Source organism: Ralstonia sp. Ralssp110 (assembly GCF_047325135.1).
Lineage (GTDB): Bacteria > Pseudomonadota > Gammaproteobacteria > Burkholderiales > Burkholderiaceae > Ralstonia > Ralstonia mojiangensis.
The window spans coordinates 1,611,714-1,636,347 of record NZ_CP168610.1 but is presented as its reverse complement, the minus strand read 5'-3'; the positions used below and the strand labels follow the sequence as shown (position 1 = coordinate 1,636,347).

Genomic DNA, 24,634 nt, shown 5'->3' with positions numbered 1-24,634 from the left:
CACCCTGCGCCGCGCAGGGACGCTTCGCCGCGGTGATACACTGAGACACTCCACCCGCGACGATTCCCTATGAAATTCTGTTCCAACTGCGGCCAATCAGTCGTCTCGCGCATTCCTGCCGGTGACAACCGACTGCGCGACGTTTGCGACCATTGCAATACGATTCACTATGTGAATCCACGCAACGTGGTCGGCACCGTGCCCGTTTGGAACGATCAGATCCTCCTGTGCAAGCGCGCGATCGAGCCGCGCTACGGTTTCTGGACCTTGCCCGCAGGCTTCATGGAAATCGGCGAGACGACCGCGCAGGCCGCCAACCGCGAAACGCAGGAAGAAGCCGGCGCCAATGTCGAAATCGGCGAGCTGTACTCAGTGCTCAACGTGCCGCACGTGCATCAAGTGCACTTGTTCTACCTGGCCAAACTGAACGATCTGGATTTCGCGCCGGGGGAAGAAAGCCTGGAAGTCGCGCTCTTTAATGAAGCCGACATCCCCTGGGATGACCTGGCCTTCCCGACTGTCATTCACACGTTGCGTTGCTTCTTCGCCGATCGCGCGGCCGGCAAGCTGGCCGACGGCAGCTTCCGCCTCCACACGCTCGACATCTACAAGCCGATGCGCTCGGCCGCGATCGACACGCCGGCCACGACGCCGTAACACCTAACTCACGTTGTCCGCATCATGATTGCCTGGCTGGATCCGCATGATCCCTTCCCGCCGGTCGATCGCGCGCTCGGGCCAGAGTCTGAAGCGCCGGGGCTGCTGGCCGCCAGCGCAGAGTTATCGCCCCAACGGCTGCTGATCGCGTATCGGCAAGGCATTTTTCCATGGTATGCCCAGGGCCAGCCGGTGCTGTGGTGGAGCACCGACCCGCGTATGGTGCTGCGCCCCGAAGATTTTCGCGTCTCAACTACGTTTCGCAAGACACTGCGCCGCGTGCTTGACGACCCGGCTTGGGAAATCCGCATCGACCACGGCTTCCGTGAAACGATGGTCGCCTGTGCCACCACGGCCCGCCCGGGGCAACATGGCACGTGGATCACCGAAGATGTCATTCAGGCGTATACCGCCCTGCACCGCCGCGGCTATGCGCACAGCGTCGAGACGTGGCACGCCGGGCAACGCGTGGGCGGCCTGTACGGCGTGGCGCTTGGCCGCATGTTCTATGGCGAATCGATGTTCGCCCGCCGCACCGATGCTTCGAAAATCGCGCTGGCGGCGCTGTGCGCCTTCCTCGGCGGTCGGGGCGTCGCGATGATAGACTGCCAGCAGGAGACCGAGCATTTGGCGTCGCTGGGCGGTGCCCCGGTGCCGCGCGAGGCGTTTCTCGCACATGTGCGGGAGGCGGCCAACGCGCCGGCCATTGTGCCGTGGCACTTCGACAAATCGGTGCTCCGCCGGTGGACCGTGCGCAATGAGCAAGCTTAAGGAACTCCCCCTCTCGGCATTGCAGTTCTATGCCACCGCGCCTTACGCATGCAGCTATCTCGATGGCCGCTTGGCGCGCTCGCAGGTCGCCACGCCGGCGCACCTGATCAATGCAGACGTCTATTCGAAGCTCGTGCGCGCTGGCTTCCGGCGTAGCGGCATCTTCACCTACCGTCCACATTGCGACGACTGCCATGCATGTACGCCATGCCGCGTCGTCGTTGATCAATATTCACCGACGAGAGCGCAACGCCGCGCCGCCGAGCGGCATCAAGGGCTGGAAGCGTTGGTGGCACCGCTCACCTATGTCGAAGAGCACTATCAGCTCTATCTGCTGTACCAATCGGTCCGCCATGCGGGCGGTGGTATGGACCACGACAGCCGCGATCAGTACGAGCAGTTCCTGTTGCAGAGCCGGGTGAACTCGCGTTTGGTGGAGTTTCGCGAGCCGCCCGAATCGCCATCGGCGGGCAAGCTGCGCATGGTGAGCATGATCGACGTGCTGGAAGATGGGTTGTCGTCGGTCTACACGTTCTACGACCCGATCGAACAGAAGGCGAGTTACGGGACGTACAACGTCTTGTGGCAGATCGCCCAGGCGCAGGCGCTGGACCTGCCCTACGTCTATCTCGGCTACTGGATCGAACAGAGTCGGAAGATGGCCTATAAAGCGCTGTTCCAGCCGCTGGAACTGCTCGTCAATGGCGAGTGGCGGCGGTTTGAAGACGTGGTGCCACCGGCCACGGAATGATGATCAGCGGGACGTACGCTCGATTCCCACGTCGACCACACCATACGTACTGATATTGGAACTCTGGCTGTATTGATCGCGCGAAGTCGTACAACCTGCCAAGGCGCCGCCCACGCAAGCCAAACCTGCCGCCCACACTGCGGCGCGCTTCCACCAAGTCATTTTGCTCATAGGTCGATTCCTCTCAGGGCGCGGTCGAAAGCCGCTCGGCGAGCACAGTGTTGTATGCGCGGACCATCCCGGGAATCAGGAACATGTCCACCAGCACCCACAGCCCGCCGATGACGGCCAGCACCCAGCCAGCAGTGTTACCCATGTCGCGAAACGCCAACCATGTGCCGCCGATGTTGGCGATGGCCTGTGCGACGCCGCTGCCCGGCCGCTTCAGATAAAAGCGATGCGCTCCGAGGAAGCCCAGCAGAAACCACCACAGGTAAGCCACGCCCGAACTTTTCTTCTGGGCGTCGTACAACATGATTTCGCGGGCGGTCTGGTTCATGGCATGGGCTGACACGGGAATAAGCTGTCAGACACTAGCACGCATCCCGCGTTCCATGTCGCCTCTCGATTACATGCTGGCGAGCTTGGCCTCAGCCTTGTCCGTCCACAAACGCATTTCGGCCAGCAACGACGACGGCGAGAACGAGCAGCTTTCCTCACCAAACGACACCGCCATATCCAGCCGCTGCAGCAAGGAACGCCGCACCTGGTCGTACGCCGGTGGCAAGATCGCCAGCGGCGCGAGTACGGCATCGTCGCGCCACTGCTTGAGCAAGTGCGGCAGGTCGGTCGACTTTGCGTGACGATCGAGCGCGTCGCGCAATGTTTGGAGGGATTCAGCGGTGGTCATGCTCGGGCCTTCTTTTCACGGTACAGCTCGCGGAACGTTTTGCCCGCGGGGGCCGGCATATCACGTGTATCGGTCCAACCTTTGCCGATGGGCAGCGAGTGGATCAGTTTCTTGTCGCCGCCCATCCAGCGCAGCACGCGTGCGGCAACCCAGGTGCCGGCTGAGTACAGTGCCGGTCGCCGTGCCATGAAGCCCCACATGCGCAAGCCAAGGCGCTCCGATTGCGGGCGCAGTTCGCGCTCCATTTGTTTCTCGCGCAGCGTGCGCAGCAAATCCGACAACGGGATGGACGCAGGGCACACGCGGTTGCATTCGCCGCACAGCGTGGCCGCTTGCGGAAGGTCCAACGCGTTCGACAGCCCAACGTAGCTTGGCGTCAGCACGCTGCCCATCGGGCCCGGATACACCCAACCGTACGCATGACCGCCGATCTTCTGATAGACCGGGCAATGGTTCATGCACGCGCCGCATCGGATACAGCGCAGCATCTCCTGGAAGTCGCCGCCGATGAGGCCGCTGCGACCGCCGTCGACGATGACGAAATACATATGCTCCGGGCCATCCTTCTCGCCGGGCGCGCGCGGGCCTGTGAGCAGCGAGAAATAATTCGAGATCGCCTGCCCCGTGGCTGAACGCGGCAGCAGGCGCATGACGGTGGCCAGATCTTCGAGCGTCGGCAGCACCTTCTCGATGCCCGTCACGGCAACATGCACGTGCGGCATGATCGTGCACATGCCTTCGTTGCCTTCGTTCGTGACGATCGCAACGGAACCCGTCTCAGCAATGATGAAGTTGCCGCCCGTCACGCCCATGTCAGCGGACAGAAACTGGGGCCGCAGCACTTCGCGCGCCTCGCGCGTCATCTCCGGAATATCGGTCAAGCGCGGCTTGTTGTGCGTCTTGGCGAAGAGATCGGCGATCTCCTCCTTATCCTTGTGCACCACCGGCGCAATGATGTGCGACGGCGGCTCGCTGTCATTGATCTGCAGGATGTACTCGCCCAGATCGGTCTCGATGCTCTGCACGCCCATCTCGCCGAGCACCTGGTTCAGGCGCATCTCTTCGGTCACCATCGACTTGCTCTTGATGACCTTCTTGACCTCGTGCTTGCGAGCGATTTCTGCGACCAGGCGCGCGGCATCGGCGGTGGTTTCGGCAAACAACACCTTGGCGCCACGACGCGTCGCTTCTGCCTCGAACGTAGCGAGCCAGAGGTCGAGATTTTCTAGCGCGCGGTTGCGGCGCTCCTTCAGCGCTTCACGCGTGGCTGGAAAATCGATGTCCTGGATGGCCGCCGCGCGTGCGGTGACGAACTTGGTTGAGAGCTTGGTGAGGTTCTGCTGCAGGCGCTTGTCGGCGAGCTTCTGCCCGGCGCGCGCCTTGAATTCCATGCTGCGGACTTGCATGCGATTGCGTCTCCGTCGTGTTCTTGGCGTTGCGATTTACGCGTCGCCGGCAAGGACTTGCGCGATGTGCAGCACACGCGTGTGCGTGTCGCCCGTACGGCGCAGCCGGCCTTCGATGTTGAGCATGCAGCCCACATCACCGAGCACCACGGCATCGGCGCCGCTGGCCTTGATGTTGGCGCATTTTTCATCCGCGATGGCGGTGGAGATATCGCCATACTTGATCGAGAACGTGCCGCCGAAACCGCAGCACGCTTCGCAGGCGGGCATCTCGGTCAGTTGCACGCCCGGCAGTTTGCCGAGCAGCTCGCGCGGTTGCGCTTTCACGCCCAGCTCGCGCAGGCCGGAGCACGAATCGTGGTACGTCACGTGGCCGTGAAATTCGGAATCGAGCGTCTCGACACGCGCCACGTTGACGAGAAAGTCCGTCAATTCGTACACGCGCGGCGCCAGGCGCTCATAGCGGCCCGCGAGCTCCGGATCGTCTCGAAAGAGATCGGCGTAGCCCTTGCGAATCATGCCGCCGCACGAACCAGACGGGATGACGACGTAATCGAACTGTTCGAATTCCTTGAGCGTTTTCTCCGCCAGATCGCGCGCCAGTGGCCGATCGCCGGAGTTGTAGGCGGGCTGGCCACAGCAGGTCTGCGCAGGCGGCACAACGACGTCGTAGCCAGCCTTTTCCAGCAGCTTGAGCACCGAAAACCCGATGTCGGGCCGCATCAGATCAATGAGGCAAGTGACGAACAAACCTACGCGCATGGGAGTCTCTTGTGTTCTGCGGGAAGCTGCCATTATGCGCCCGCTGCCCTGTCCGGCGCGGCCCTCAAGGCACAGAACTTCTTCATGTCAGCGGTGAGTGCGCTTCACGAGGCCCTACCAAGCACAGCCGGTGGCCGACTGAGAAAGCCCTCGAAAATACCCGGAATCATGCGTCGGGATGGTGCGAATTTTCACATTGTGGGATAGAATTTTGCATCGCATCCGCAACCCACTGCACCCATGGCAGAAGCAGATAAGGACCCCGGCAAGACGTCCATCCAGGTCATCGAACGCATGATGATGCTGCTCGACGCGCTTGCCGATCACGCCGATCCGGTCAGCCTGAAAGCGCTGTCCGCCAGCACCGGCCTGCATCCCTCCACCGCGCACCGCATCCTCAACGACATGGTGGCTTGCCGCTTCGTCGACCGCTCCGACCCGGGCAGTTACCGTCTCGGCATGCGTTTGCTGGAACTCGGCAACCTCGTCAAGGCACGCCTCTCGGTGCGTGAAGCGGCCCTCGCGCCGATGCGCGCCCTGCATCGCCTGACCGGCCAAACCGTCAACCTCTCGGTGCGCCAGGGTGATGAGATCGTCTACATCGAGCGCGCATATTCCGAGCGATCAGGCATGCAAGTAGTGCGTGCTATCGGTGGCCGCGCGCCGCTGCATTTGACTTCGGTTGGCAAGCTGTTCCTGGCTGCAGACGAACTCGGCCGTGTGCGGGCCTATGCCACGCGTACCGGTTTGTCTGGTCACACTCGCACCTCGATCACGGACTTGCCCAAGCTCGAACGTGAACTCAACTGGGTGCGCACCAACGGCTACGCACGCGACAACGAAGAGTTGGAACTCGGCGTACGCTGCATCGCTGCCGGTATTTATGACGATTCGCGGCGGCTGGTAGCAGGTCTGTCGCTGTCTGCACCGGCAGACCGCTTGCAGGACAGCTGGCTCGACAATCTCAAGGACACCGCGCTACAGATTTCCAAAGGCATGGGTTACACGTACGACGAGGACGCCGTACGAGCAGAGTGAGCCGCCGGTTTAGCCAACAAAAAAAGCGCGTTCGATGACGCGCTTTTTTTGTTGGGTGACGCCGAGGCTCAAGCGCCGTGCTGCTCCGATGCCAGCACGGTTGTGGGCTGCGTCGACACAGGTACATTCCGCAACGGCGCAGCAGCTTGCGTGGCCGGCTCGATGTGCGGATTGCGCTCCAGCCAATTGCGCACGCGTGTGGCATCCGCAAAGCGCGTGAGATTGCCAGCCGAATCCAGGAACACCATCACGACGTTGCGGCCGTGCACGTTGGCCTGCATCACGAGGCAGCGGCCCGCTTCGTTGATGAAACCGGTCTTCTGCAGACCAATATCCCATTCGCCGCCACGCACCAGACGGTTGGTGTTGACGTAGTGCAGCGTGCGGCCGTTGGCGTTGACCGTATGTTCAGGCGTGGTCGTGAATTGGCGAATGGTCGGCACCTTGTAGGCAGCCATCACGATCTTGGCCAGATCCTGTGCGCTCGACACGTTGCTGCTCGATAGGCCGTTCGAATCGACATAGTGCGTGTCGTTCATGCCCAGCTCGTGCGCCTTGCGGTTCATGGCGGCAACGAATGCCGGACGACCACCCGGATAGTTACGGCCCAGCGCTGAGGCTGCGCGGTTTTCCGACGACATCAGCGCCAGCAGCAGCAGATCTTCACGCGTGAGCATCGTGCCGAAGCGCAGACGCGAGCCGGTGTTGCGCTCGTAGTCGCGATCTTCATCGGTGATTTCAAGCAGCTCGTCCATCGGTTGATGAGCGTCGGTCACGACCAGCGCCGTCATCAGCTTCGTGATCGAGGCAATCGGCAGCACGGCCGACGAATTCTTCTGGAACAGCACTTCGCCGTTGTTCTGGTCCATCACCAGCGCGACGGAGGAACGCAGCGCCAACGCGTCGGGCGTCGAGCGCAGACCCATCGCCTCGCCAAGCGTCGGCGACGCCGGCACAAAGGCTGCGCGCACCGGACGTGCACCGCGCTCGACCATGATCACACGGCGCTTGCCTTTGACGGTGACGACCTTGCGGACTTTGGTGGACGCGACGTCATCGCTGCTCGCAGCCGCGACTTTGGCGCTGGCCTTGCGATTGACGACGGTCTTGCCCGTGGATTTGACTTTGGCTTTCTTGCTGGCGGCGGGCTTTTTGTCGGTCGTGGCGGCGTTGGCCACGGTAGCGACGGAGACGGCAGCGAGCGCGACGGTCATCAGCGAAACAAAGCCGAGACGTCGAAAAAATGAGGAAACAGACCGTGACATGGTTCGATCACCCGCGCGTGAGATGGCGCAAGTGTAGGTAAAAACAAAATTCTTAGCAAGATGAAGGACTTAGCTCACGGCCTTAAAGTTTGACCTCTGGAGCCTTATCATTCGGTCATCATTTCGACGCAATTGTCTGCTGTGGCAAAGTTCCAATCGCGAAGAAAGTTGCTTAAGCCGCACATGATGTGCGGTGCGGAATCAGCAACGGACGCTGAAGGTACCCCGTGAGTTCCGTCGCACATGCCGACAATCACGGTTTACAACCAGCCCCAACACTTCCTCACAACACGCGCGCGTCATACGCAGAGTCGCAGATCAAAGTCTAACGATGGATCGGTCGTATCTGTTGACATAATTCGACGACTTTTCACCGCCAATTCTCGCTTTGCGCGAAGATGTGCGCTGTAGCGTGCAGGCTGCGGCGCGATGACAACGTCAGTCGAGGAAGCGAGTGAAGTCGGAGACAGGTGCACGTTCGGTGACGAGGGTGTTCTCGATGGCTGCAGGATTCGCGTAACCCATCGACATGCCGCAGACGACCATTTCGTCATCGGTCAACCGCAGATGCTCGGCGATGATCCGATGGAACTGGGTGAAAGCAGCCTGTGGACACGTATCGATGCCGCGAGCACGCGCACCCACCATCACGGCTTCCAGAAACATGCCGTAATCCAGCCAGCTGCCCTGCTCCATCACCCGGTCGATCGTGAAGATGATGCCGACCGGCGCATCGAAGAAGCGGAAGTTGCGCGCGTGCTGCGCGTGCATGCGCTCCTTGTCGGCGCGCTCGATGCCGAGCAAGCCATAGAGATCCCAGCCGACCTTGCGGCGCCGACTTTGGTACGGATCAATCCATGTGCGCGGGTAGTACGGATACTCCTCGCGATGCAGCGTATCGGCCTCCGGATGTTCATACGCCGCCAACACAGATTCGGACAAGCGCGCCTTCGATTCGCCCGTCAGCACATACACCTTCCATGGCTGCGTGTTGCTGCCTGACGGCGCACGGCGCGCCACATCAAGGATCGCTTCGATATCTTCACGCGCCACCGGCGTAGGCAGGAACGCGCGAACAGACCGACGCGACGTGATGGCCTGATCGACAAGTTCGACTTCTGCGGAGGTGGGCCGTCGGTCGGTCATGGCGATGCGCAAAATTTCAAGCAGTGACATTGGAGACAAGCGGCTCGAGCACGGCACGCAGTGCATCCGGCAGCGCCACCGGCCGACGCGTTTCGCGGTCAACGTAGACATGCACGAAATGGCCCTGCGCTGCGGCCTCTTGCGCGTCGCCGCGGAACAGGCCTACCTCATAGCGCACGCTCGTATTGCCCAGGCGCGCAACGCGCAGGCCCGCCACCACAGGGTCTGGAAACGACAACGGCGCGAAGTAGTTACATTGGGTCTCGATGACGAGGCCGATGGTGTCGCTGCGCTCGGGGTTCAGCACGCCCTGCTCGATCAGGTAGGCGTTCACCACGGTGTCGAAGTAGCTGTAATAGACGACGTTGTTGACGTGGCCGTAGACGTCGTTGTCCATCCAGCGCGTGGTGATGGTTTGGAAGTGGCGATAGTCGTCGCGCGTCTGGCGTGGCGTGCTCATGGGCAGCGGGCAGGTGGCCGTGGAAAGTGATCAGGATACGCCAGCCGCTGAGCCTCGGTCACTTGCGGATGACGAGCGCCACACCGCACGCGGCAATCACCATGCCCAACGCAGCGAGCGGCGGAAATCGCTCGTCAAACAGCGCCCACGCCATCACGGCGGTCGTCGGCGGTGTGAGATACAGGAGCGACGTCACCTTGGTGGCCGCGCCTTGGCGGATCAGCACGAACAGCAGCGAGATCGCCCCGATCGACAGCGCCAGCACCGACCACACCAGCGAGCCGATCATCGGCAGCGTCCAATGCACCTCACGCGTCTCAAACACAAACATGAACGGCAGACACAGCAGCGCCGAGGCCCCGAACTGAATGCACGCGCCCATCCGCAGGTCGAACACCGGGCAATGGCGCTTTTGATACAGCGTGCCGACGGTGATCGACAGCAACGCGCCCACGCAAAGCGCAAGCGTCGTCACGCCGACGCCCGCCAGATGCAGCTTGTTGGCCACGACCAGACCCACGCCCGCGATGCCGCACAGCAGTCCCGCCCATTGTCGGCGCGACACGCGCTCCCCACATATTGATACATACAGCGCAGTCAGAATCGGCTGCATGCCGACGATCAGCGCCGTCATGCCTGCCGGCATGCCGAGCTTGACCGCTGCCCAGACGCCCGCCAGGTAGCCCCATTGCATCAGCAAGCCGGCCACCGCGATGTGGCCGACGGCCGCCCAGTCGGTTTCGCCTGTGCCGGCGTGGCGCGGCAGCGGTACGCGCGCCAGCCAGACCAGCGGCAGCAGGCACACCAGCACGCCCACGAAGCGTAAAAACAGGAACGTGATCGGCTCGGCGTACGGCATCCCGTACTTGGCCACGATAAAGCCAGTGCTCCAGATCAGCACGAACAGCCACGGCATGGCGACAAAAAACAGAGAGCCTCGCGCTGAGGCTGGCGCGACGGAAGACACTTGGGTCATGCGGAAAGCGGAAGAGAGGTCGATGCGCCAGCGGCCTCGTCGCGTGCTGCCCAGCGCTGTGCGTGGCGGGCAGCCAGCGCGATGGTCTGCGCGTGGACGGCCACGGTATCGTCGATATTGTTGCCGTAGCCGCCCGCCATGGTAACGGCAACCGGTATGCGCCGTTGATACGCGAAATCGAAGACTTCCTGGTCGCGCCGGGCCAAGCCATGCAGCGTCAGCTTGAGCCGGCCGAGCCGATCGCCCTCATGCGGATCCGCGCCGGCCAGATAGATGATCAATTGCGGCTTGAAGCGCCCGGCCAGGATGTCGAGTGCGCCGGTCAACGCTTGCAAATAGTCCTCGTCGCCACAGCCATCGTGCAGGCCGATGTCGAGATCCGACGCTTCCTTGCGGAACGGATAGTTCTTCTCGCCGTGCAGCGACAAGGTGAAAACGGTGGCGTCATCGCGCAGGATCGACGCCGTGCCGTTGCCCTGATGTACATCCAGATCAATGATGGCGACCGGAAAATCCGCCGGCGTCCTGCCTGATTGGCGCTGCATCCAGCGCGAGGCAATGGCTGCGTCATTAAATACACAGAATCCGCCGCCCTTGTCCGCGTAGGCGTGGTGCGTCCCGCCCGCCAGGTTGACGGCAATCCCGTCCGCCAGCGCGGCCTCGCTCGCGGCCATCGTCGCGCCGGCCGACCGGCGGCTGCGCTCCACCATTTCCGACGACCAGGGAAACCCGATCTCGCGCTGGCGCGCCGGGTCAAGCCGACCAGCGCTTACCGCCTCAACATATTCGGGCGTGTGCGCCAGCAGCAACGCGTCGTCCTCGGCGCGCGGCGCCTCATGCAGGGACAGCCACGGCACGTCGGCCAAAACCCGTGCCCGCAGGTCGCTGTACTTGCGCATCGGGAACCGATGGCCCGGCGGCAGCGGCAAAACAAAATGGTCGGTGTAGAACGCCCGCATGTGAATAACAAATCGCAACGCAACAAAAATGGCACTCGGGCGCATCCTAACCTACGCTGCACTCGTATGTTTTTTGAGACGGAATTACCGCCGGAAGTGGTCAAATGCATTTCACCTGCACCACGGACGCGCATTTTTCTGCCACAAAAAATTACGCCAAACGGTTGGTCGCGCAATTCCTGTGCACGAAAAATCAACGAATTCTGATTTTTGTGCGATGCACAAATGGCGCTTGACACTGGTTTAACATTCAACAACAATGAAATTGTTGCGATGCACCATCCCTAATTTGATCGCGATGTCGCCTGGAAGGCCCGACGCTGACCGTCATGCTTTGTACATCTGGGCGATCTAAATTTTCATTTTGATTCCCCGACCCACCTTTGTATTTGGAGAGACAACATGCTGACTCAGGAACAGATCGCTGCGGCGCACAAGGCCAACCTGGAAACGTTCTTCGGCCTGACCAACAAGGCATTTGAAGGCGTCGAAAAGCTGGTCGAGCTGAACCTGCAAGTCGTCAAGGCTACCCTGGCCGAAAACGTCGAACACGCCAAGAAGGCACTGACCGCTAAGGATGCTCAAGAGCTGCTGTCGGTGCAAACCGCCGCTGTGCAGCCGCTGGCTGAAAAGGTTCTGGCTTACAGCCGCCACCTGTACGAAATCGCTTCGGACACGCAAACCGAATTCAGCAAGGCTGCTGAAGTGCAAATCGCTGAAAATAGCCGCAAGCTGCAAGCGCTGGTCGACAACGTGTCGAAGAACGCTCCGGCCGGTTCGGAATCGGCAGTTGCCCTGGTGAAGTCGGCTCTGTCGGCTGCCAACAACGCCTACGACTCGGTGCAGAAGGCCACCAAGCAAGCCGTGGAACTGGCTGAAAGCAACTTCCACGCTGCTGCCAACGCTGCCAGCAAGGCAACCGCCCAAGCTTCGGCCCAAGCGCGCGCTGCTACCGGCAAGAAGTCGGCAACGACTGCTGCCTAAGCGCTAGGCTAGCGTAGTTACCCTGTTGTTCAAGCGGGCCTCCCTCGGGAGGCCCGTTTTGTTTTGGCCATCGAGCCACTCCTCCAAACACGTCGTTTGCGCGCATTTGCGCGGAACCGAAACGCACGCCCCGCGGTCCATTCCACCGTGTTCGTTAGATTGTCTCCTCGGTCCCGCTACCGAAACCTGTCCTCAGTGGTGATCAGTGGGTACCTTTAGCCCGGCTTCGGCCGGGTTTTTTATGTGCGCCTGAAACGTCTCTGCCCTTCAAATTGCGAACTTTGCAGGCGGCCAACGCTCCATTCTGTATTGCGGCCCACCGCCCCCTCTCCCCTTCCCAATGTCTCGCGAATCCCTCGCCAAGCGAAGTCTGATCGTCGCGGCTGCGCTCATCCTGCTGTTAGAAGAGTGGATCTGGAACGTCATGCAGCGGGCGACCGCTCGCTTGGTGGCCCACCCCTGGGTCCAAGCAGCGGAGCGAAAGTTGGCACAACTTGAGCCTATCGAAGCTCTCTGCGCATTTGCCCTGCCTATGCTGGCGTTGCTGCCGTTCAAGCTGGCGGCCGTCTACGTGCTCGCGCGGGGCCATCTCATCGCAGGCACCCTAGTTCTGGTCGCAGCGAAAATCGTCAGCACGGGGCTGGGTGTACGCATCTATGCCGCCGTGCGACCGCAATTGCACACGATCGCCTGGTATGCCCGCTGGGAATCCGCCTTCCTGGCTTGGAAGCAGCGCATGGTTGCCACCCTGCAGGCAACGCCGACCTGGCAAGCCCTGCAGGTACGAATTGCCGTCTGGCGTGCCCGTCGGCATGGGTTGTTACAACAGATATGGCGCCGCCTGATCGCGGCCCTGCGTCTGCTACGTCGGCATCGGCGTCCAGCTGAGCCTCGGCACTGACCCGCTGCCACATCGCCCCCCAAAAAAAGGGCCGCCCAATCGAGCGGCCCTTCCTTTTTGCCAGCCAGATTTTAGGGTGGCTCCCAAAACTTGGCGGTTAATTGCATTTTAGCGTTTACGGGTGGGCGGTACGTCCGTGCAAACGCCTTCGTAGATTTCTGCAGCCATCCCCACCGATTCACCCAACGTCGGATGCGGGTGAATGGTCTTGCCGATATCCACGGCATCTGCGCCCATCTCGATGGCCAAGCAAATTTCGCCGATGAGATCGCCTGCATGCGTTCCAACGATGCCGCCACCGATGATGCGGTGGGTTTCCTCGTCGAAGATAAGCTTGGTGAAGCCCTCGTCACGGCCGTTGGCAATCGCGCGGCCCGATGCAGCCCAGGGGAACACGCCCTTGCCATACTTGATGCCCTGCGCCTTGCACTGGTCTTCGGTCAGGCCTGCCCAGGCTACTTCCGGATCGGTATAGGCGACCGACGGAATCTGCTTGGCGTCGAAATACGCCTTCTCGCCGTGCGCAGCTTCGGCCGCCACGTGGCCTTCGTGCACGGCCTTGTGTGCCAGCATCGGTTGACCCACGATGTCGCCGATCGCGAAGATGTGCGGCACATTCGTGCGCTGTTGCTTGTCCACTTCGATGAAGCCGCGGTCGGTCACGGCCACGCCGGCGTTTTCCGCGCCGATGCGCTTGCCGTTCGGAGCGCGGCCCACGGCCACCAGCACCGTGTCATAGCGTTGCGGCTCGGCCGGTGCTGCTTCGCCTTCAAACTTGACGTAGATGCCGTCCGGCTTGGCTTCCACTCCGACCGTCTTGGTCTTGAGCATGACCTTGTCGAAGCGGCTCTTGTTCATCTTGTCCCATACCTTGACGAGGTCGCGATCAGCGCCCTGCATCAGGCCGTCGAGCATTTCCACCACGTCGATGCGGGCGCCCAGCGTGCTGTACACCGTGGCCATTTCCAGGCCAATGATGCCGCCGCCAATGACCAGCATCTTGGCCGGCACTTCGCGCAGCTCCAGCGCGCCAGTCGAATCGACGATGCGCGGATCTTCCGGAATGAACGGCAGCTTCACGGCCTCGCTGCCGGCAGCGATGATCGCCTTGGCAAAACGGATGACCTTCTTCTCGCCCGTCGTTGCCTTGCCGTCGCCGTCCGTCAGCTGCACTTCAAGGTGGTTCGGGTCCAGGAACGCACCGACGCCGCGCACGACCTGCACTTTGCGAGCCTTGGCCATGCCGGCCAGCCCGCCGGTCAGCTTGCCGATGACGGATTCCTTGTGCTTGCGCAGTTGGTTGATATCAACCGTGGGCTCGCTGTAGACAATGCCGTGCGCGGCCATGGCCTTGACTTCGTCCATGACTGCCGCCGTGTGGAGCAGCGCCTTCGACGGGATACACCCCACGTTCAGGCAAACGCCGCCAAGCGTGGAGAAACGCTCCACCAGCACAGTGTTCATGCCCAGGTCCGCACTGCGGAAGGCTGCCGAGTAGCCGCCCGGGCCAGAGCCGAGGACGAGCATGTCACATTCGATGTCGGCGTCGCCAGCGTGCTTGGCCGCTTGCGGCGCGGGTGCCGATGCTGCCGGTGCGGCAGCAGGCGCTGCGGCCGGAGCCGGTGCTTGAGCAGGCGCCGGAGCAGCAGCCGCGCCGGCTTCAGCCGTCGCGATTACCGTGCCCTTGCTGACCTTGTCGCCCACCTTGACCTTCACGTCGACGATCTTGCCGGCCACGTCCGACGGCACTTCCATGCTGGCCTTGTCGGATTCCAGCACGATCAGCGACTGCTCGGGCGCCACGGTATCGCCCGCCTTGATCAGCACTTCGATGACTTCCACCGCATCGAAATCGCCGATGTCCGGCACCTTGATTTCCACCACGCTCATTCCTGACTCCTTGTTCTTGTCGTCGGCACCCGGCATCGCCCGGGCCCGCTGACGCTTTTCAATCCTGCAGACGGACTGTGTGCACCTCGATCGGGCCGCCCGAACTCTTGTCGAACTCCACGCCTGCGGACACGCCCACCTGTGCAACGTCCGCCGCCGACTTGCCCGGCATATCGAACACCGCCGACATGGCACCCAGTGCAAAGTTGCGCCCCGAACCGATGCCCCAAAAACGGTCGAACGCAAACACTTCGCGGTACGAATAGACGCCGTAGATGCCGGTTGCGTTGGCGATCAGACAGGTGATCTGTGACGACTCGTAGGGGTCGTCGTCGTCTTCCTTGGTGTTCACGAAATACTCGTCCTTGAGCTTTTCATGCACCTTGAGGAAGGTCCGGAAGACGTCGTCACGCGTGCCGAGGCGGCACTCATCAGCCAGACCCGCCAGCAGACTCCGCATGACCGGGAAGTGGGCCGTCGTGCCCGCCAGCGCGATCAGAGAATCGCCCACCTGGAAGATCTTCTGGTTCTGCTCGTAGCCACGCGCCAGGCGCGTATCGCCGAACGTCACCAGTGAATCGGCCGCAATCGCCACTTCGCCGTCTTTCTTGACCACCACGCACGTCGTCATGTCGTCCTCGCCATCAGTCCACTGACCAGTCCGCCGACCGCTGCAAACCCAACCGGGCCGGCACGCACAGGCCCGAAGCCAGATGCGTGCCGCGCCCGCGTGGGCTTACAGGCTGACGCGGCGGAAGTCCGCCAGCACGCTGGCCAGATACGCGTTGAAGCGTGCAGCCTCCGCGCCGTCGATCACGCGGTGATCGTACGACAGCGACAGCGGCAGCGTCAGGCGCGGCACGAATTGCTTGCCGTCCCAAACGGGCTTCTGATAACCACGCGACAGGCCAAGGATGGCCACTTCCGGTGCGTTGATGATCGGCGTGAAGTTCGTGCCGCCAATACCACCCAGCGACGAGATCGAGAAGCAGCCGCCCTGCATCTGGTCCGGTTTGAGCTTGCCTTCGCGGGCTGCCTTCGACAGATCGGCCATTTCCTTCGCGATGTCGATCAGGCCCTTCTTGTCCGCATCGCGGATCACCGGCACCACCAGCCCATTCGGCGTATCGGCTGCAAAACCGATGTGGAAGTACTGCTTGAAGACCAGGTTGTCGCCGTCCAGGCTCGCGTTGAACGTCGGGAATTTCTTCAGCGCGCCCACGACCGCCTTGATCACGAACGCCAGCATCGTGAACTTCACGCCGGCCTTTTCGTGGTCCTTGTTCATCTGCACGCGGAAGGCTTCCAGCTCGGTGATGTCCGCTTCGTCGTTGTTGGTGACGTGCGGAATCATGACCCAGTTGCGGTGCAGGTTTGCGCCGGAAATCTTCTTGATACGCGACAGCGGCTTGGGATCGACCGGACCGAACTTGGTGAAGTCGACCTTCGGCCATGGCAGCAGGTTCAGCTCGCCACCGCCGGCCGGTGCACCCGCGGCAGCCTTGCCCGGTGCCGCGGCCTGACCGCTCATCACACCCTTGACGTAGCGCTGCACGTCTTCCTGCGTGATGCGATTCTTCGGACCTGTACCGCCCACGAGATTCACATTGACGCCCAGCTCACGCGCGTACTTGCGCACCGAGGGGCTGGCGTGGGCCGCCTTGCCGACCGTACCGACGGTATCGGCGGTGTACGTAGCGGGCGCTGCGGCCGGAGCAGCTGCGGGCGCAGCCGCGGGGGCCGGGCTCGGTGCAGCGGCAGCCGGTGCGGCTGTGGGTGCCGGTACTGGAGCTTGCGCAGGTGCCGGCGCAGCGGCAGCACCGCCCGCACCCTCCAGCACGACGATCAGCGTGCCTTGCGACACGGCATCGCCCACCTTCACGCGGATTTCCTTGACGGTACCGGCGGCCGGCGACGGCACATCCATCGTGGCCTTGTCGGACTCAAGCGTGATCAGCGACTGCTCGGCTTCCACCTTGTCGCCCACCTTGACGCTGATCTCAATGACCGGTACGTCGGTGTAGTCGCCGATGTCCGGCACCTTCACCTCAACCGTACCGCCACCCGCAGCAGCGGGCGCTGGGGCCGGAGCTTGTGCGGCAGGTGCGGGCGTCGGCGCCGCAGCGGCCGGAGCCGGTGCGGGTGCCGCTTGAGGTGCCGGGGCGGGCGCGGCGGCAGCGCCCTGCTCTTCGAGCAGCAGCACCAGCGAGCCTTCCGACACGGTGTCACCCACCTTGATCTTCACTTCCTTGACGACGCCGCTCTTGGGCGAGGGCACGTCCATGGTCGCCTTGTCCGATTCCAGCGTAACCAGCGAATCTTCGGCGTTGACGGTATCGCCCGCCTTGACCAGCACTTCGATCACCGGGACGTCTTTGTAGTCGCCGATGTCCGGCACCTTGATTTCTACGACTTGACTCATTCTTCTGTCTCCAGAGGGTCTGGCGGCGAGAGCATCCGGCGGCGGACACGCGTTGCCCCGCAGGCTACCGCATCGTGCAGGCAAATGCACGTTGCGGGAAGTCTGTCGGGGCGGTGCCCGGCCGGACGCAACCCGCGCGCCCGGCGGCTCCGTTATACGGTCATCGGGTTGGGCTTGTTCGGATCGAGGTTGTACTTCTTCAGTGCCTCGGCCACCTTTTCGCGCGGCAGCACGCCTTCATCGGCGAGCGCCTTGAGCGACGCGACCGTCACCCAGTAGCGGTCCACCTCGAAGAAGTGACGCAGCTTCTCGCGGGTATCCGAGCGGCCGAAGCCGTCGGTGCCCAGCACCACGTAGCGACGCGGCACAAAGGCGCGGATCTGCTCGGCGAAGGTACGAACGTAGTCGGTCGAAGCGATGACCGGACCGCGTGCGTTCTTGAGCAGCTTCTCAACGTGCGACTCGCGTTGCGGCTCGGTCGGGTTGAGCAGGTTCCAGCGTGCGATGGCGTTACCTTCGCGGGCCAGCTCGGTAAAGCTCGGGCAGCCCCACAGGTCGGATTCGACGCCCCAGTCCTTCTTGAGCAGATCGGCAGCGGCAATCACTTCACGGAAGATCGTGCCCGAACCCAGCAGTTGCACGCGCGGTGCGTTGCTGTTCTCGACGCCCTTCTTGAACTGGTACATGCCCTTGATGATGTCGCCCTCGACACCCGCCGGCATTTCGGGGTGCTCGTAGTTTTCGTTCATCACCGTCAGGTAGTAATAGACGTCTTCCTGCTCGACATACATGCGACGCAGGCCGTCTTGCATCACCACCGCCAGTTCGTACTGGAAGGTCGGGTCATACGAGATGCAGTTCGGGATGGCAGCGTGGTACACGTGCGAATGGCCGTCTTCATGCTGCAGGCCTTCGCCGTTCAGCGTGGTACGGCCAGCGGTACCGCCCAGCAGGAAGCCGCGCGAGCGCATGTCGCCAGCGGCCCAGCAAAGGTCACCGATACGCTGGATGCCGAACATCGAGTAGTAGATGTAGAACGGGATCATCGCCACACCATGCGTCGAATACGACGTGGCGGCAGCAATCCAGTCGCACATGGCACCGGCTTCGTTGATGCCTTCCTGCAGCACCTGACCCGTCTGCGATTCCTTGTAGAACATCAGCTGGTCGTGATCCTGCGGCACGTATTTCTGGCCTTCCTGGTTCCAGATACCGACCTGACGGAACAGACCTTCCATGCCGAACGTACGCGACTCATCCGGCACGATGGGCACGACGTGCTTACCGATGTTCTTGTCCTTCAGCAGGATGTTCAGAATGCGCACGAAGGCCATCGTCGTGGACACTTCGCGGCCTTCGCCGGTGGCCTTGAGCAACGCGTCGAACGCAGCCAGCGCGGGAATCTGCAGCGGGTCAGCCTTCTGACGGCGAGCCGGCAGGTAGCCACCCAGGTCCATGCGAGCCTTGCGCATGTATTCGAGTTCCTTCGAGCCTTCTTCGAACTTGACGTACGGAACGTGCTCGAGCTGGTCGTCGGCAACCGGAATGTTGAAGCGATCACGCAGCTTGCGGATAGCGTCCACCGGCATCTTCTTCTGCTGGTGGGCGATGTTCATCGCTTCGCCCGCCTCACCCATGCCATAGCCCTTGATGGTCTTGGCGAGAATGACGGTCGGCTGGCCCTTGTGATTGCTCGCCGATTGGAACGCCGCGTAGATCTTGTGCGGGTCATGGCCGCCGCGGTTCAGCGCCCAGATGTCGTCGTCGGACCAATCGGCCACCATGGCCTTGAGTTCCGGCGTGTTGAAGAAGAACTCGCGCACATAAGCGCCGCTCTTCGACTTGAAGGTCTGGTATTCGCCGTCGACGCATTCCATCATGCGGCTCATCAGCAGGCCCTTCGTGTCGCGGGCAAGCAGTTGATCCCAGCGGCTGCCCCAGATGACCTTGATGACGTTCCAGCCAGCGCCGCGGAATTCCGATTCCAGCTCTTGAATGATCTTGCCGTTACCGCGCACCGGACCGTCCAGGCGCTGCAGGTTGCAGTTGATCACGAAGACGAGGTTGTCCAGCTTTTCACGGCCGGCCATGCCGATCGCGCCCAGCGATTCCGGCTCGTCGGTTTCACCGTCGCCCAGGAACGCCCAGACCTTGCGGTTTTCCCAGTTCTGGATCAGACCGCGGCTGGCCAGGTACTTGGTGAAGCGCGCCTGGTAGATCGCCATGATCGGGCCCAGGCCCATCGACACGGTCGGGAATTGCCAGAAATCCGGCATCAGCCAGGGGTGCGGGTACGACGAGATGCCCTTGCCGTCCACTTCCTGGCGGAAGCTGTCGAGTTGCTCCTCGCTCAGACGGCCCAGCAGGAAGGCGCGCGAATACACGCCCGGCGCCGAGTGGCCCTGCACGAAGACCATGTCGCCGCCGTGCTTGTCCGACGGGGCGTGCCAGAAGTGGTTGTAGCCGACGTCATACAGCGTGGCCGCCGAAGCGAACGACGAGATGTGGCCGCCGACGTTGGTGTCCTTGTTCGCGCGCAGCACCATCGCCATGGCGTTCCAGCGCGTATACGAGCGGATGCGGTGCTCAATTTCCTGGTTGCCAGGAATGCGGTCCTGGTTCTCGACCGGGATCGTATTGATATAGGGGGTTTCTGCGTGCAGCGGAGACGTCACGCCGTTGATGCGTGCGTATTCGATCTGCTTGTCGAGGAGGAACGCCGCGCGTTGCGGGCCTTCCGCGCCGATGACGCCTTGCAGCGCCTCCAGCCATTCCTTGGTTTCCTGGGGATCAGCGTCGCTGGCGCTCGTGGCACCCAGGACTTGTTCTGGTACGGCCGACATGGCGGTCTCCTTGGTAGCAGTAACGGTAGTTGCGTCTCTTGTGAGGCACCCCACTGCCGCGCGCGTCCGCACGCACGCAGGGAGCCACCCCGACTTTTGCGCTGATTCTATGGGCACCCGCAAACGCAGCACAAGCGGAATTTTCAAATTGCGATATGGTTTTTTATAATGTGGAATATTGCCGCAACGCAAAACAAATCACTTTTGACATTGCGGTGCAGCATTTTCCGAGCGAACGAGACAGCTCACCAATCGGTTTCCCCAAGCGACCCGCAAGTTGATTGCCGTTACACTTGGTTTTGCGCAGTTGCACAGATGCCCACTCCTTTACCTCCGCAGAATTCCGGCGTTCGTCCGCCCATCATGCTTGCCCCCTCCCACGCTTCGCAGGACCCGGCCGCCAAGCCCGAGCCGTCAACGCCTGCTGCGCCTGCGCCCATTTCCGTGAACGCGTCTGAATTGCCTTCAGACGAAATCGTGCGCCCGAACATGCCCCGCCGCCTGTGGCTGACGCGCCTGGGGCGGCTATGGACGACCAATTGGTTCATGTTCATCCCGCTGGTGGCGATCGTCCTGTTTGCCGGCGCGATGATTTTCATCCTGTATCAGTTGCACGCCACCGAGGTGCAGCAGCAGCGCGACGCCCTCTACCGTGATGCCGCCTGGGCCGAGCAGAAGGTGCGCCTGTCGCTGCAAAGCAATCAGGATCAAGTGGCCGCCCTGGCGCGCGATATCGGTGCCGCGCAACTTGACCCAAGTGCCTACCGCGATGCGGCCCGCCAGCTCTTGCGCGAGAACCCTGAACTCGTCTTCATCAACTGGCTCGATGCCACGCGCCGCCCGCGCTGGGCGTTCCCGTCCACTTCCGAATTCACCGCACGCGTGCGCGAAACGCGCGACCATCCGCTCGAACCCGAAATCCAATCCGCCTACGACGCTGCCCGTGAGACGCAGCGCGCCGTCTATTCCCGCCCCATCCAGAACGAGCGCGGCGAGAGCTTCATGCTCATGGAAGTGCCGATCGTGCGGGACAACGAATTCCTAGGCACGGTGGGCGCCATGTATTCGGTCACGGGCATCCTCACGCAGCTGCTGCCGGGCGAGTTGACCGACCGCTATCGGTTCTCGCTGGTCGACAAGAACAACGTGGTCCGCGCGAGCACTTCGTTGCGGCCAGTGCCCAAGGCCGCCGCGTCGTATGAAGTGCTGCTGGATCCGCCGGGGCATTCGCTGTCGCTGCGTGCCGAGGCGTATCCGGCACCGTCCAACCTGCCCAACAACATGCTGATGTGGCTGGTGGCCGGCCTGTCGTGCTTCGTGATCTGGAGCCTGTGGAGCGTGTGGCGCCACACCAGCCGCCGCTCGGAGGCGCAGCGCGCATTGCTGGCGGAAACATCATTCCGCCGCGCCATGGAGAACTCCATGGTGATCGGCATGCGCTCGCTCGATCTCAACGGCCGCATCACCTATGTGAACCCCGCGTTCTGCCGCATGATCGGGTGGACGGAAGCGGAACTGGTCGGCCGCATGCCGCCGTTCCCGTATTGGCCGCCCAACGAGATTGGCGAGATGCAGAAGCACATCGAGCTGACCCTGCGCGGCAAGGCGCCTGCCAACGGCATGGAATTGCGCATGATGCGCCGCGACGGCACGAGCTTCTATGCGCGGATGTACGTCTCGCCGCTCATCGACGCACGCGGCCGGCACACGGGGTGGATGAGTTCCATCACGGACATCACCGAGCCCAAGCGCGCCCGCGAAGACCTGGCTGCCGCGCACGACCGCTTCACCACGGTGCTGGAGAGCCTGGACGCGGCCGTGTCCGTGCTCTCGACCGACAAGGCCGAGCTGCTGTTCGCCAACCGCTACTACCGCCAGCTTTTCGGCTGGGAGGCGTTCGGCCACCTGCAGCTCTCCGGCAACGACGTCAACACGGAAGACGTTTCCAGCGATGCGCTCGACTTGGTGGACGCCTATGCCGGCCTGCCCGCCTCCGAACTGACACCGCACGCGGCGGACGCGCGAGAAATCTACGTGCCATCGATGCAGAAGTGGTTTGAAGTTCGGCGCCGCTACATCCAGTGGGTCGACGGCCACCTCGCGCAGATGCAGATCGCCACCGACATCACCGTGCGCAAGGCCGCTGAAGAAATGACCCGCCAGCACGAAGAACGCATCCAGTTCACCAGCCGTCTGACGACGATGGGAGAGATGGCCTCGTCGCTGGCACACGAACTGAACCAGCCGCTGGCAGCCATCAACAACTACTGCATGGGTGCGGTCGGCCGCCTGAAGTCCGGGCGCAGCACCCCGGAAGAGTTGATCCCGGTGCTGGAAAAGACCTCCGCCCAGGCCGTGCGTGCCGGCACCATCATCCAGCGCATCCGGGGCTTTGTGAAACGCAGTCAGCCGCAGCGGCGCGAATCCGACCTGCGCGATATCGTGGCCGACGCGGTGGGCCTGGCCGAACTCGAAGCCACCCGCCGCGGCATCACCATCCTCACGCGCCTGCCGGGCGACCTGCCGCATCTGTACGTCGATCCGGTGCTCATCGAGCAGGTGCTCGTCAACCTGCTCAAGAACGCCGCCGAAGCCATGGCCGCTCACCCGCGCCTGCGCGCCGCCAGCGTCCTGCGCCTGCACGCCAACCTGATCCACGACCCGGAAAATTCCGTGCTGATCGAGGTGATCGACCAGGGCCCGGGCGTGGACGACAGCACCAAGGAGCGGCTGTTCGAGCCGTTCTTCAGCACCAAATCCGACGGCATGGGGATGGGGCTGAATATCTGCCGCTCCATCATAGAATCCCACCTCGGCAGGCTCTGGGTAGAAAACAATGCCGATGGCATCGGCTGTACGTTTAAAATCATCCTGCCGCTGAATCCGCTGTAATCGTTTTTAAAACATAGAACGTAGACCGAGGACTCCTCCATGAGCACAACGCCCGCCGCAGTTGCGCCGCGCAACGAAACCGTGTTCGTCGTCGATGACGATGAAGCCATGCGTGACTCGTTGACGTGGCTGCTCGAAGGCAACGGCTACACCGTCCGCACCTACCGCAGTGCCGAAGAATTCCTGGTCGACGACAAACGTGGCGAAGGCGTCGGCTGTCTGATCCTCGACGTACGCATGCAAGGCATGAGCGGCCCCGAGCTGCAAGACCGCCTGCTGGCCGAGAACAGCCGCATGCCGATCGTTTTCGTCACGGGCCACGGCGACGTGCCGATGGCGGTGTCGACCATGAAGAAAGGCGCGGTCGACTTCATCGAAAAGCCCTTCGACGAATCCGAACTGCGCGAGCTGGTTGAGCGCATGCTCAGCAAAGCCCGCAGTGAAGACTCGGTCGCGCGCGAGCAAAAGGCCGCCAAGGACCTGCTCGGCCGCCTGACCACGCGTGAGCAGCAGGTCCTGGAGCGCATCGTCGCCGGCCGCCTGAACAAGCAGATCGCCGACGATCTGGGCATTTCCATCAAGACGGTGGAAGCGCACCGCGCCAACATCATGGAAAAGCTCAACGTGAACACCGTGGCGGACCTGCTGCGCCTGGCCCTGTCGCGCAACGCCTGAATCGGCTGCAGAAAATCCAAGCGATCATCCGGGCGGCCGGAAGGGAGGCGGCGATTTATAATCGCGGTTTGCCTTCTCCCTCCTCCGCCCAGCCATGACCGCCCAACTCATTGACGGCAACGCGCTTGCCAAACAACTCCGCGCCGAGGCCGCACAACGCGCCGCCGCCCTGACCGCGCGCGGCCACCAACCCGGCCTGGCCGTCATCCTCGTCGGCGAAGACCCGGCCAGCCAGGTCTATGTGCGCAACAAGATCAAGGCGTGCGAAGACAACGGCTTCCTGTCCAGCTTCGACCGCTACCCTGCTGACCTGTCCGAAGCCGACCTGCTCGGCCGCATCGACGCGCTGAACCGCGACCCGCGCATCCACGGCATCCTGGTCCAACTGCCGCTGCCCAAACACATCGACAGCCACAAGGTGCTCGAAGCCATCGCGCCCGAGAAGGACGTGGACGGTTTCCACGTGGCCAATGCCGGTGCCCTGATGACCGGCGCCCCGCTGTTCCGCCCCTGCACGCCGTACGGTTGCATGAAGATGCTGGAATCGATCAACTACCCGGTGCGCGGCGCCAATGCGGTGGTGGTCGGTGCCTCGAACATCGTCGGTAAGCCGATGGCGATGCTGCTGCTGCAAGCCGGCGCCACCATCACGATCTGCAACAGCAAGACGCGCGACCTGGCCGCGCACACGCGTGAGGCCGACATCATCGTGGCCGCCGTGGGCCGCCGCAACATCATCACTGCCGACATGGTCAAGCCGGGCGCCGTCGTCATCGACGTGGGCATGAACCGCGACGATGCCGGCAAGCTGTGTGGCGACGTCGACTTTGCCGGCGTCAAGGAAGTCGCTGGCTATATCACGCCCGTGCCGGGCGGTGTCGGTCCGATGACGATCACCATGCTGCTGATCAATACCCTGGAAGCCGCCGAGCGCGCTGCTGAAGGAGCCGCGCTGGCGGCGTAAGCTTCACCTTGATCCAGTTGGA

At 62.5% G+C, this 24,634-nt stretch carries 22 protein-coding genes; 9 read left to right on the top strand and 13 right to left on the bottom strand.

The window, feature by feature from the left end; all coding sequences use genetic code 11:
• Positions 1 to 69: 69 nt before the first annotated feature.
• From ACEN9T_RS16580 to ACEN9T_RS16570, 3 genes are read left to right on the top strand one after another with little or no spacing between them, the layout of a single operon-like run.
• Positions 70 to 657 carry an NUDIX hydrolase gene (locus ACEN9T_RS16580; RefSeq protein WP_092970156.1) on the top strand — a complete coding sequence of 196 codons (588 nt, stop codon included), beginning with the start codon at positions 70 to 72 and terminating at the stop codon, positions 655 to 657.
• 24 nt (positions 658 to 681) lie between these two features.
• The gene (gene aat, locus ACEN9T_RS16575; RefSeq protein ID WP_413708323.1) at positions 682 to 1,428 is read left to right on the top strand and encodes a leucyl/phenylalanyl-tRNA--protein transferase; all 747 of its coding nucleotides are present in this window, start codon (positions 682 to 684) and stop codon (positions 1,426 to 1,428) included.
• Complete coding sequence (locus ACEN9T_RS16570) at positions 1,415 to 2,179, top strand: arginyltransferase (RefSeq protein ID WP_413708322.1); 765 nt, start codon at positions 1,415 to 1,417, stop codon at positions 2,177 to 2,179. Before aat ends, ACEN9T_RS16570 begins: the two co-directional genes overlap by 14 nt.
• Positions 2,180 to 2,363: 184 nt before the next feature.
• On the opposite strand, the gene ACEN9T_RS16565 is transcribed toward ACEN9T_RS16570, so the two are convergent.
• The 4 genes from ACEN9T_RS16565 to ACEN9T_RS16550 form a co-directional block, all read right to left on the bottom strand.
• Positions 2,364 to 2,678 (bottom strand): TM2 domain-containing protein, encoded by a 315-nt coding sequence (locus ACEN9T_RS16565; protein WP_024975544.1) that lies wholly within the window; start codon positions 2,676 to 2,678, stop codon positions 2,364 to 2,366.
• A gap of 69 nt (positions 2,679 to 2,747) precedes the next feature.
• Positions 2,748 to 3,029 (bottom strand): hypothetical protein, encoded by a 282-nt coding sequence (locus ACEN9T_RS16560; RefSeq protein ID WP_413708321.1) that lies wholly within the window; start codon positions 3,027 to 3,029, stop codon positions 2,748 to 2,750.
• A complete protein-coding gene (locus ACEN9T_RS16555) occupies positions 3,026 to 4,435 on the bottom strand; it encodes a LutB/LldF family L-lactate oxidation iron-sulfur protein (protein WP_092970148.1) in 1,410 nt (469 codons plus the stop codon). Before ACEN9T_RS16555 ends, ACEN9T_RS16560 begins: the two co-directional genes overlap by 4 nt.
• A gap of 36 nt (positions 4,436 to 4,471) precedes the next feature.
• Positions 4,472 to 5,197 carry a (Fe-S)-binding protein gene (locus tag ACEN9T_RS16550; protein WP_112184704.1) on the bottom strand — a complete coding sequence of 242 codons (726 nt, stop codon included), beginning with the start codon at positions 5,195 to 5,197 and terminating at the stop codon, positions 4,472 to 4,474.
• 240 nt (positions 5,198 to 5,437) lie between these two features.
• Between ACEN9T_RS16550 and ACEN9T_RS16545 the strand changes: the two genes are divergently transcribed.
• A complete protein-coding gene (locus ACEN9T_RS16545; RefSeq protein WP_092970144.1) occupies positions 5,438 to 6,235 on the top strand; it encodes an IclR family transcriptional regulator in 798 nt (265 codons plus the stop codon).
• 68 nt (positions 6,236 to 6,303) lie between these two features.
• On the opposite strand, the gene pbpG is transcribed toward ACEN9T_RS16545, so the two are convergent.
• From pbpG to ACEN9T_RS16520, 5 genes are all read right to left on the bottom strand, one after another.
• Positions 6,304 to 7,500 carry a D-alanyl-D-alanine endopeptidase gene (gene pbpG / locus ACEN9T_RS16540; protein WP_260771893.1) on the bottom strand — a complete coding sequence of 399 codons (1,197 nt, stop codon included), beginning with the start codon at positions 7,498 to 7,500 and terminating at the stop codon, positions 6,304 to 6,306.
• A gap of 438 nt (positions 7,501 to 7,938) precedes the next feature.
• A complete protein-coding gene (locus ACEN9T_RS16535) occupies positions 7,939 to 8,646 on the bottom strand; it encodes a nitroreductase (protein WP_092970721.1) in 708 nt (235 codons plus the stop codon).
• A gap of 16 nt (positions 8,647 to 8,662) precedes the next feature.
• The gene (locus ACEN9T_RS16530) at positions 8,663 to 9,106 is read right to left on the bottom strand and encodes an acyl-CoA thioesterase (RefSeq protein WP_092970140.1); all 444 of its coding nucleotides are present in this window, start codon (positions 9,104 to 9,106) and stop codon (positions 8,663 to 8,665) included.
• A gap of 58 nt (positions 9,107 to 9,164) precedes the next feature.
• Positions 9,165 to 10,082: a DMT family transporter gene (locus ACEN9T_RS16525; protein ID WP_413708320.1), complete on the bottom strand. Its 918-nt coding sequence runs from the start codon at positions 10,080 to 10,082 to the stop codon at positions 9,165 to 9,167.
• Positions 10,079 to 11,086 carry a histone deacetylase gene (locus tag ACEN9T_RS16520; protein WP_413708319.1) on the bottom strand — a complete coding sequence of 336 codons (1,008 nt, stop codon included), beginning with the start codon at positions 11,084 to 11,086 and terminating at the stop codon, positions 10,079 to 10,081. Before ACEN9T_RS16520 ends, ACEN9T_RS16525 begins: the two co-directional genes overlap by 4 nt.
• Before the next feature lie 357 nt (positions 11,087 to 11,443).
• Between ACEN9T_RS16520 and ACEN9T_RS16515 the strand changes: the two genes are divergently transcribed.
• Together ACEN9T_RS16515 and ACEN9T_RS16510 are read left to right on the top strand one after the other, a co-directional pair.
• On the top strand, positions 11,444 to 12,025 hold the full coding sequence (locus ACEN9T_RS16515; protein ID WP_024975535.1) for a phasin family protein: 582 nt from the start codon (positions 11,444 to 11,446) through the stop codon (positions 12,023 to 12,025).
• A 340-nt stretch (positions 12,026 to 12,365) separates the two neighbouring features.
• Positions 12,366 to 12,926 (top strand): hypothetical protein, encoded by a 561-nt coding sequence (locus ACEN9T_RS16510; RefSeq protein WP_260780060.1) that lies wholly within the window; start codon positions 12,366 to 12,368, stop codon positions 12,924 to 12,926.
• A gap of 108 nt (positions 12,927 to 13,034) precedes the next feature.
• Here the strand turns inward: ACEN9T_RS16510 and lpdA are convergent, their stop codons facing one another.
• The 4 genes from lpdA to aceE all read right to left on the bottom strand — a co-directional run bounded on the left by lpdA (position 13,035) and on the right by aceE (position 20,081).
• A complete protein-coding gene (gene lpdA / locus ACEN9T_RS16505) occupies positions 13,035 to 14,816 on the bottom strand; it encodes a dihydrolipoyl dehydrogenase (RefSeq protein WP_413708318.1) in 1,782 nt (593 codons plus the stop codon).
• Between the two features lie 58 nt (positions 14,817 to 14,874).
• Positions 14,875 to 15,447 (bottom strand): MFS transporter, encoded by a 573-nt coding sequence (locus ACEN9T_RS16500; RefSeq protein ID WP_252691464.1) that lies wholly within the window; start codon positions 15,445 to 15,447, stop codon positions 14,875 to 14,877.
• A 105-nt stretch (positions 15,448 to 15,552) separates the two neighbouring features.
• A complete protein-coding gene (aceF, locus tag ACEN9T_RS16495; protein WP_092970128.1) occupies positions 15,553 to 17,238 on the bottom strand; it encodes a dihydrolipoyllysine-residue acetyltransferase in 1,686 nt (561 codons plus the stop codon).
• Between the two features lie 152 nt (positions 17,239 to 17,390).
• The gene (aceE, locus tag ACEN9T_RS16490) at positions 17,391 to 20,081 is read right to left on the bottom strand and encodes a pyruvate dehydrogenase (acetyl-transferring), homodimeric type (protein ID WP_092970126.1); all 2,691 of its coding nucleotides are present in this window, start codon (positions 20,079 to 20,081) and stop codon (positions 17,391 to 17,393) included.
• Between the two features lie 363 nt (positions 20,082 to 20,444).
• On the opposite strand from aceE, the gene ACEN9T_RS16485 reads away from it, so the two are divergent.
• The 3 genes from ACEN9T_RS16485 to folD all read left to right on the top strand — a co-directional run bounded on the left by ACEN9T_RS16485 (position 20,445) and on the right by folD (position 24,612).
• Positions 20,445 to 22,973 (top strand): PAS domain S-box protein, encoded by a 2,529-nt coding sequence (locus tag ACEN9T_RS16485; RefSeq protein WP_413708317.1) that lies wholly within the window; start codon positions 20,445 to 20,447, stop codon positions 22,971 to 22,973.
• 39 nt (positions 22,974 to 23,012) lie between these two features.
• A complete protein-coding gene (locus ACEN9T_RS16480) occupies positions 23,013 to 23,648 on the top strand; it encodes a response regulator transcription factor (RefSeq protein ID WP_024975528.1) in 636 nt (211 codons plus the stop codon).
• A 94-nt stretch (positions 23,649 to 23,742) separates the two neighbouring features.
• Entirely contained in the window at positions 23,743 to 24,612 is an 870-nt protein-coding gene (folD, locus tag ACEN9T_RS16475) for a bifunctional methylenetetrahydrofolate dehydrogenase/methenyltetrahydrofolate cyclohydrolase FolD (RefSeq protein WP_009240794.1), read from the top strand.
• The last annotated feature ends 22 nt before the right edge of the window (positions 24,613 to 24,634 follow it).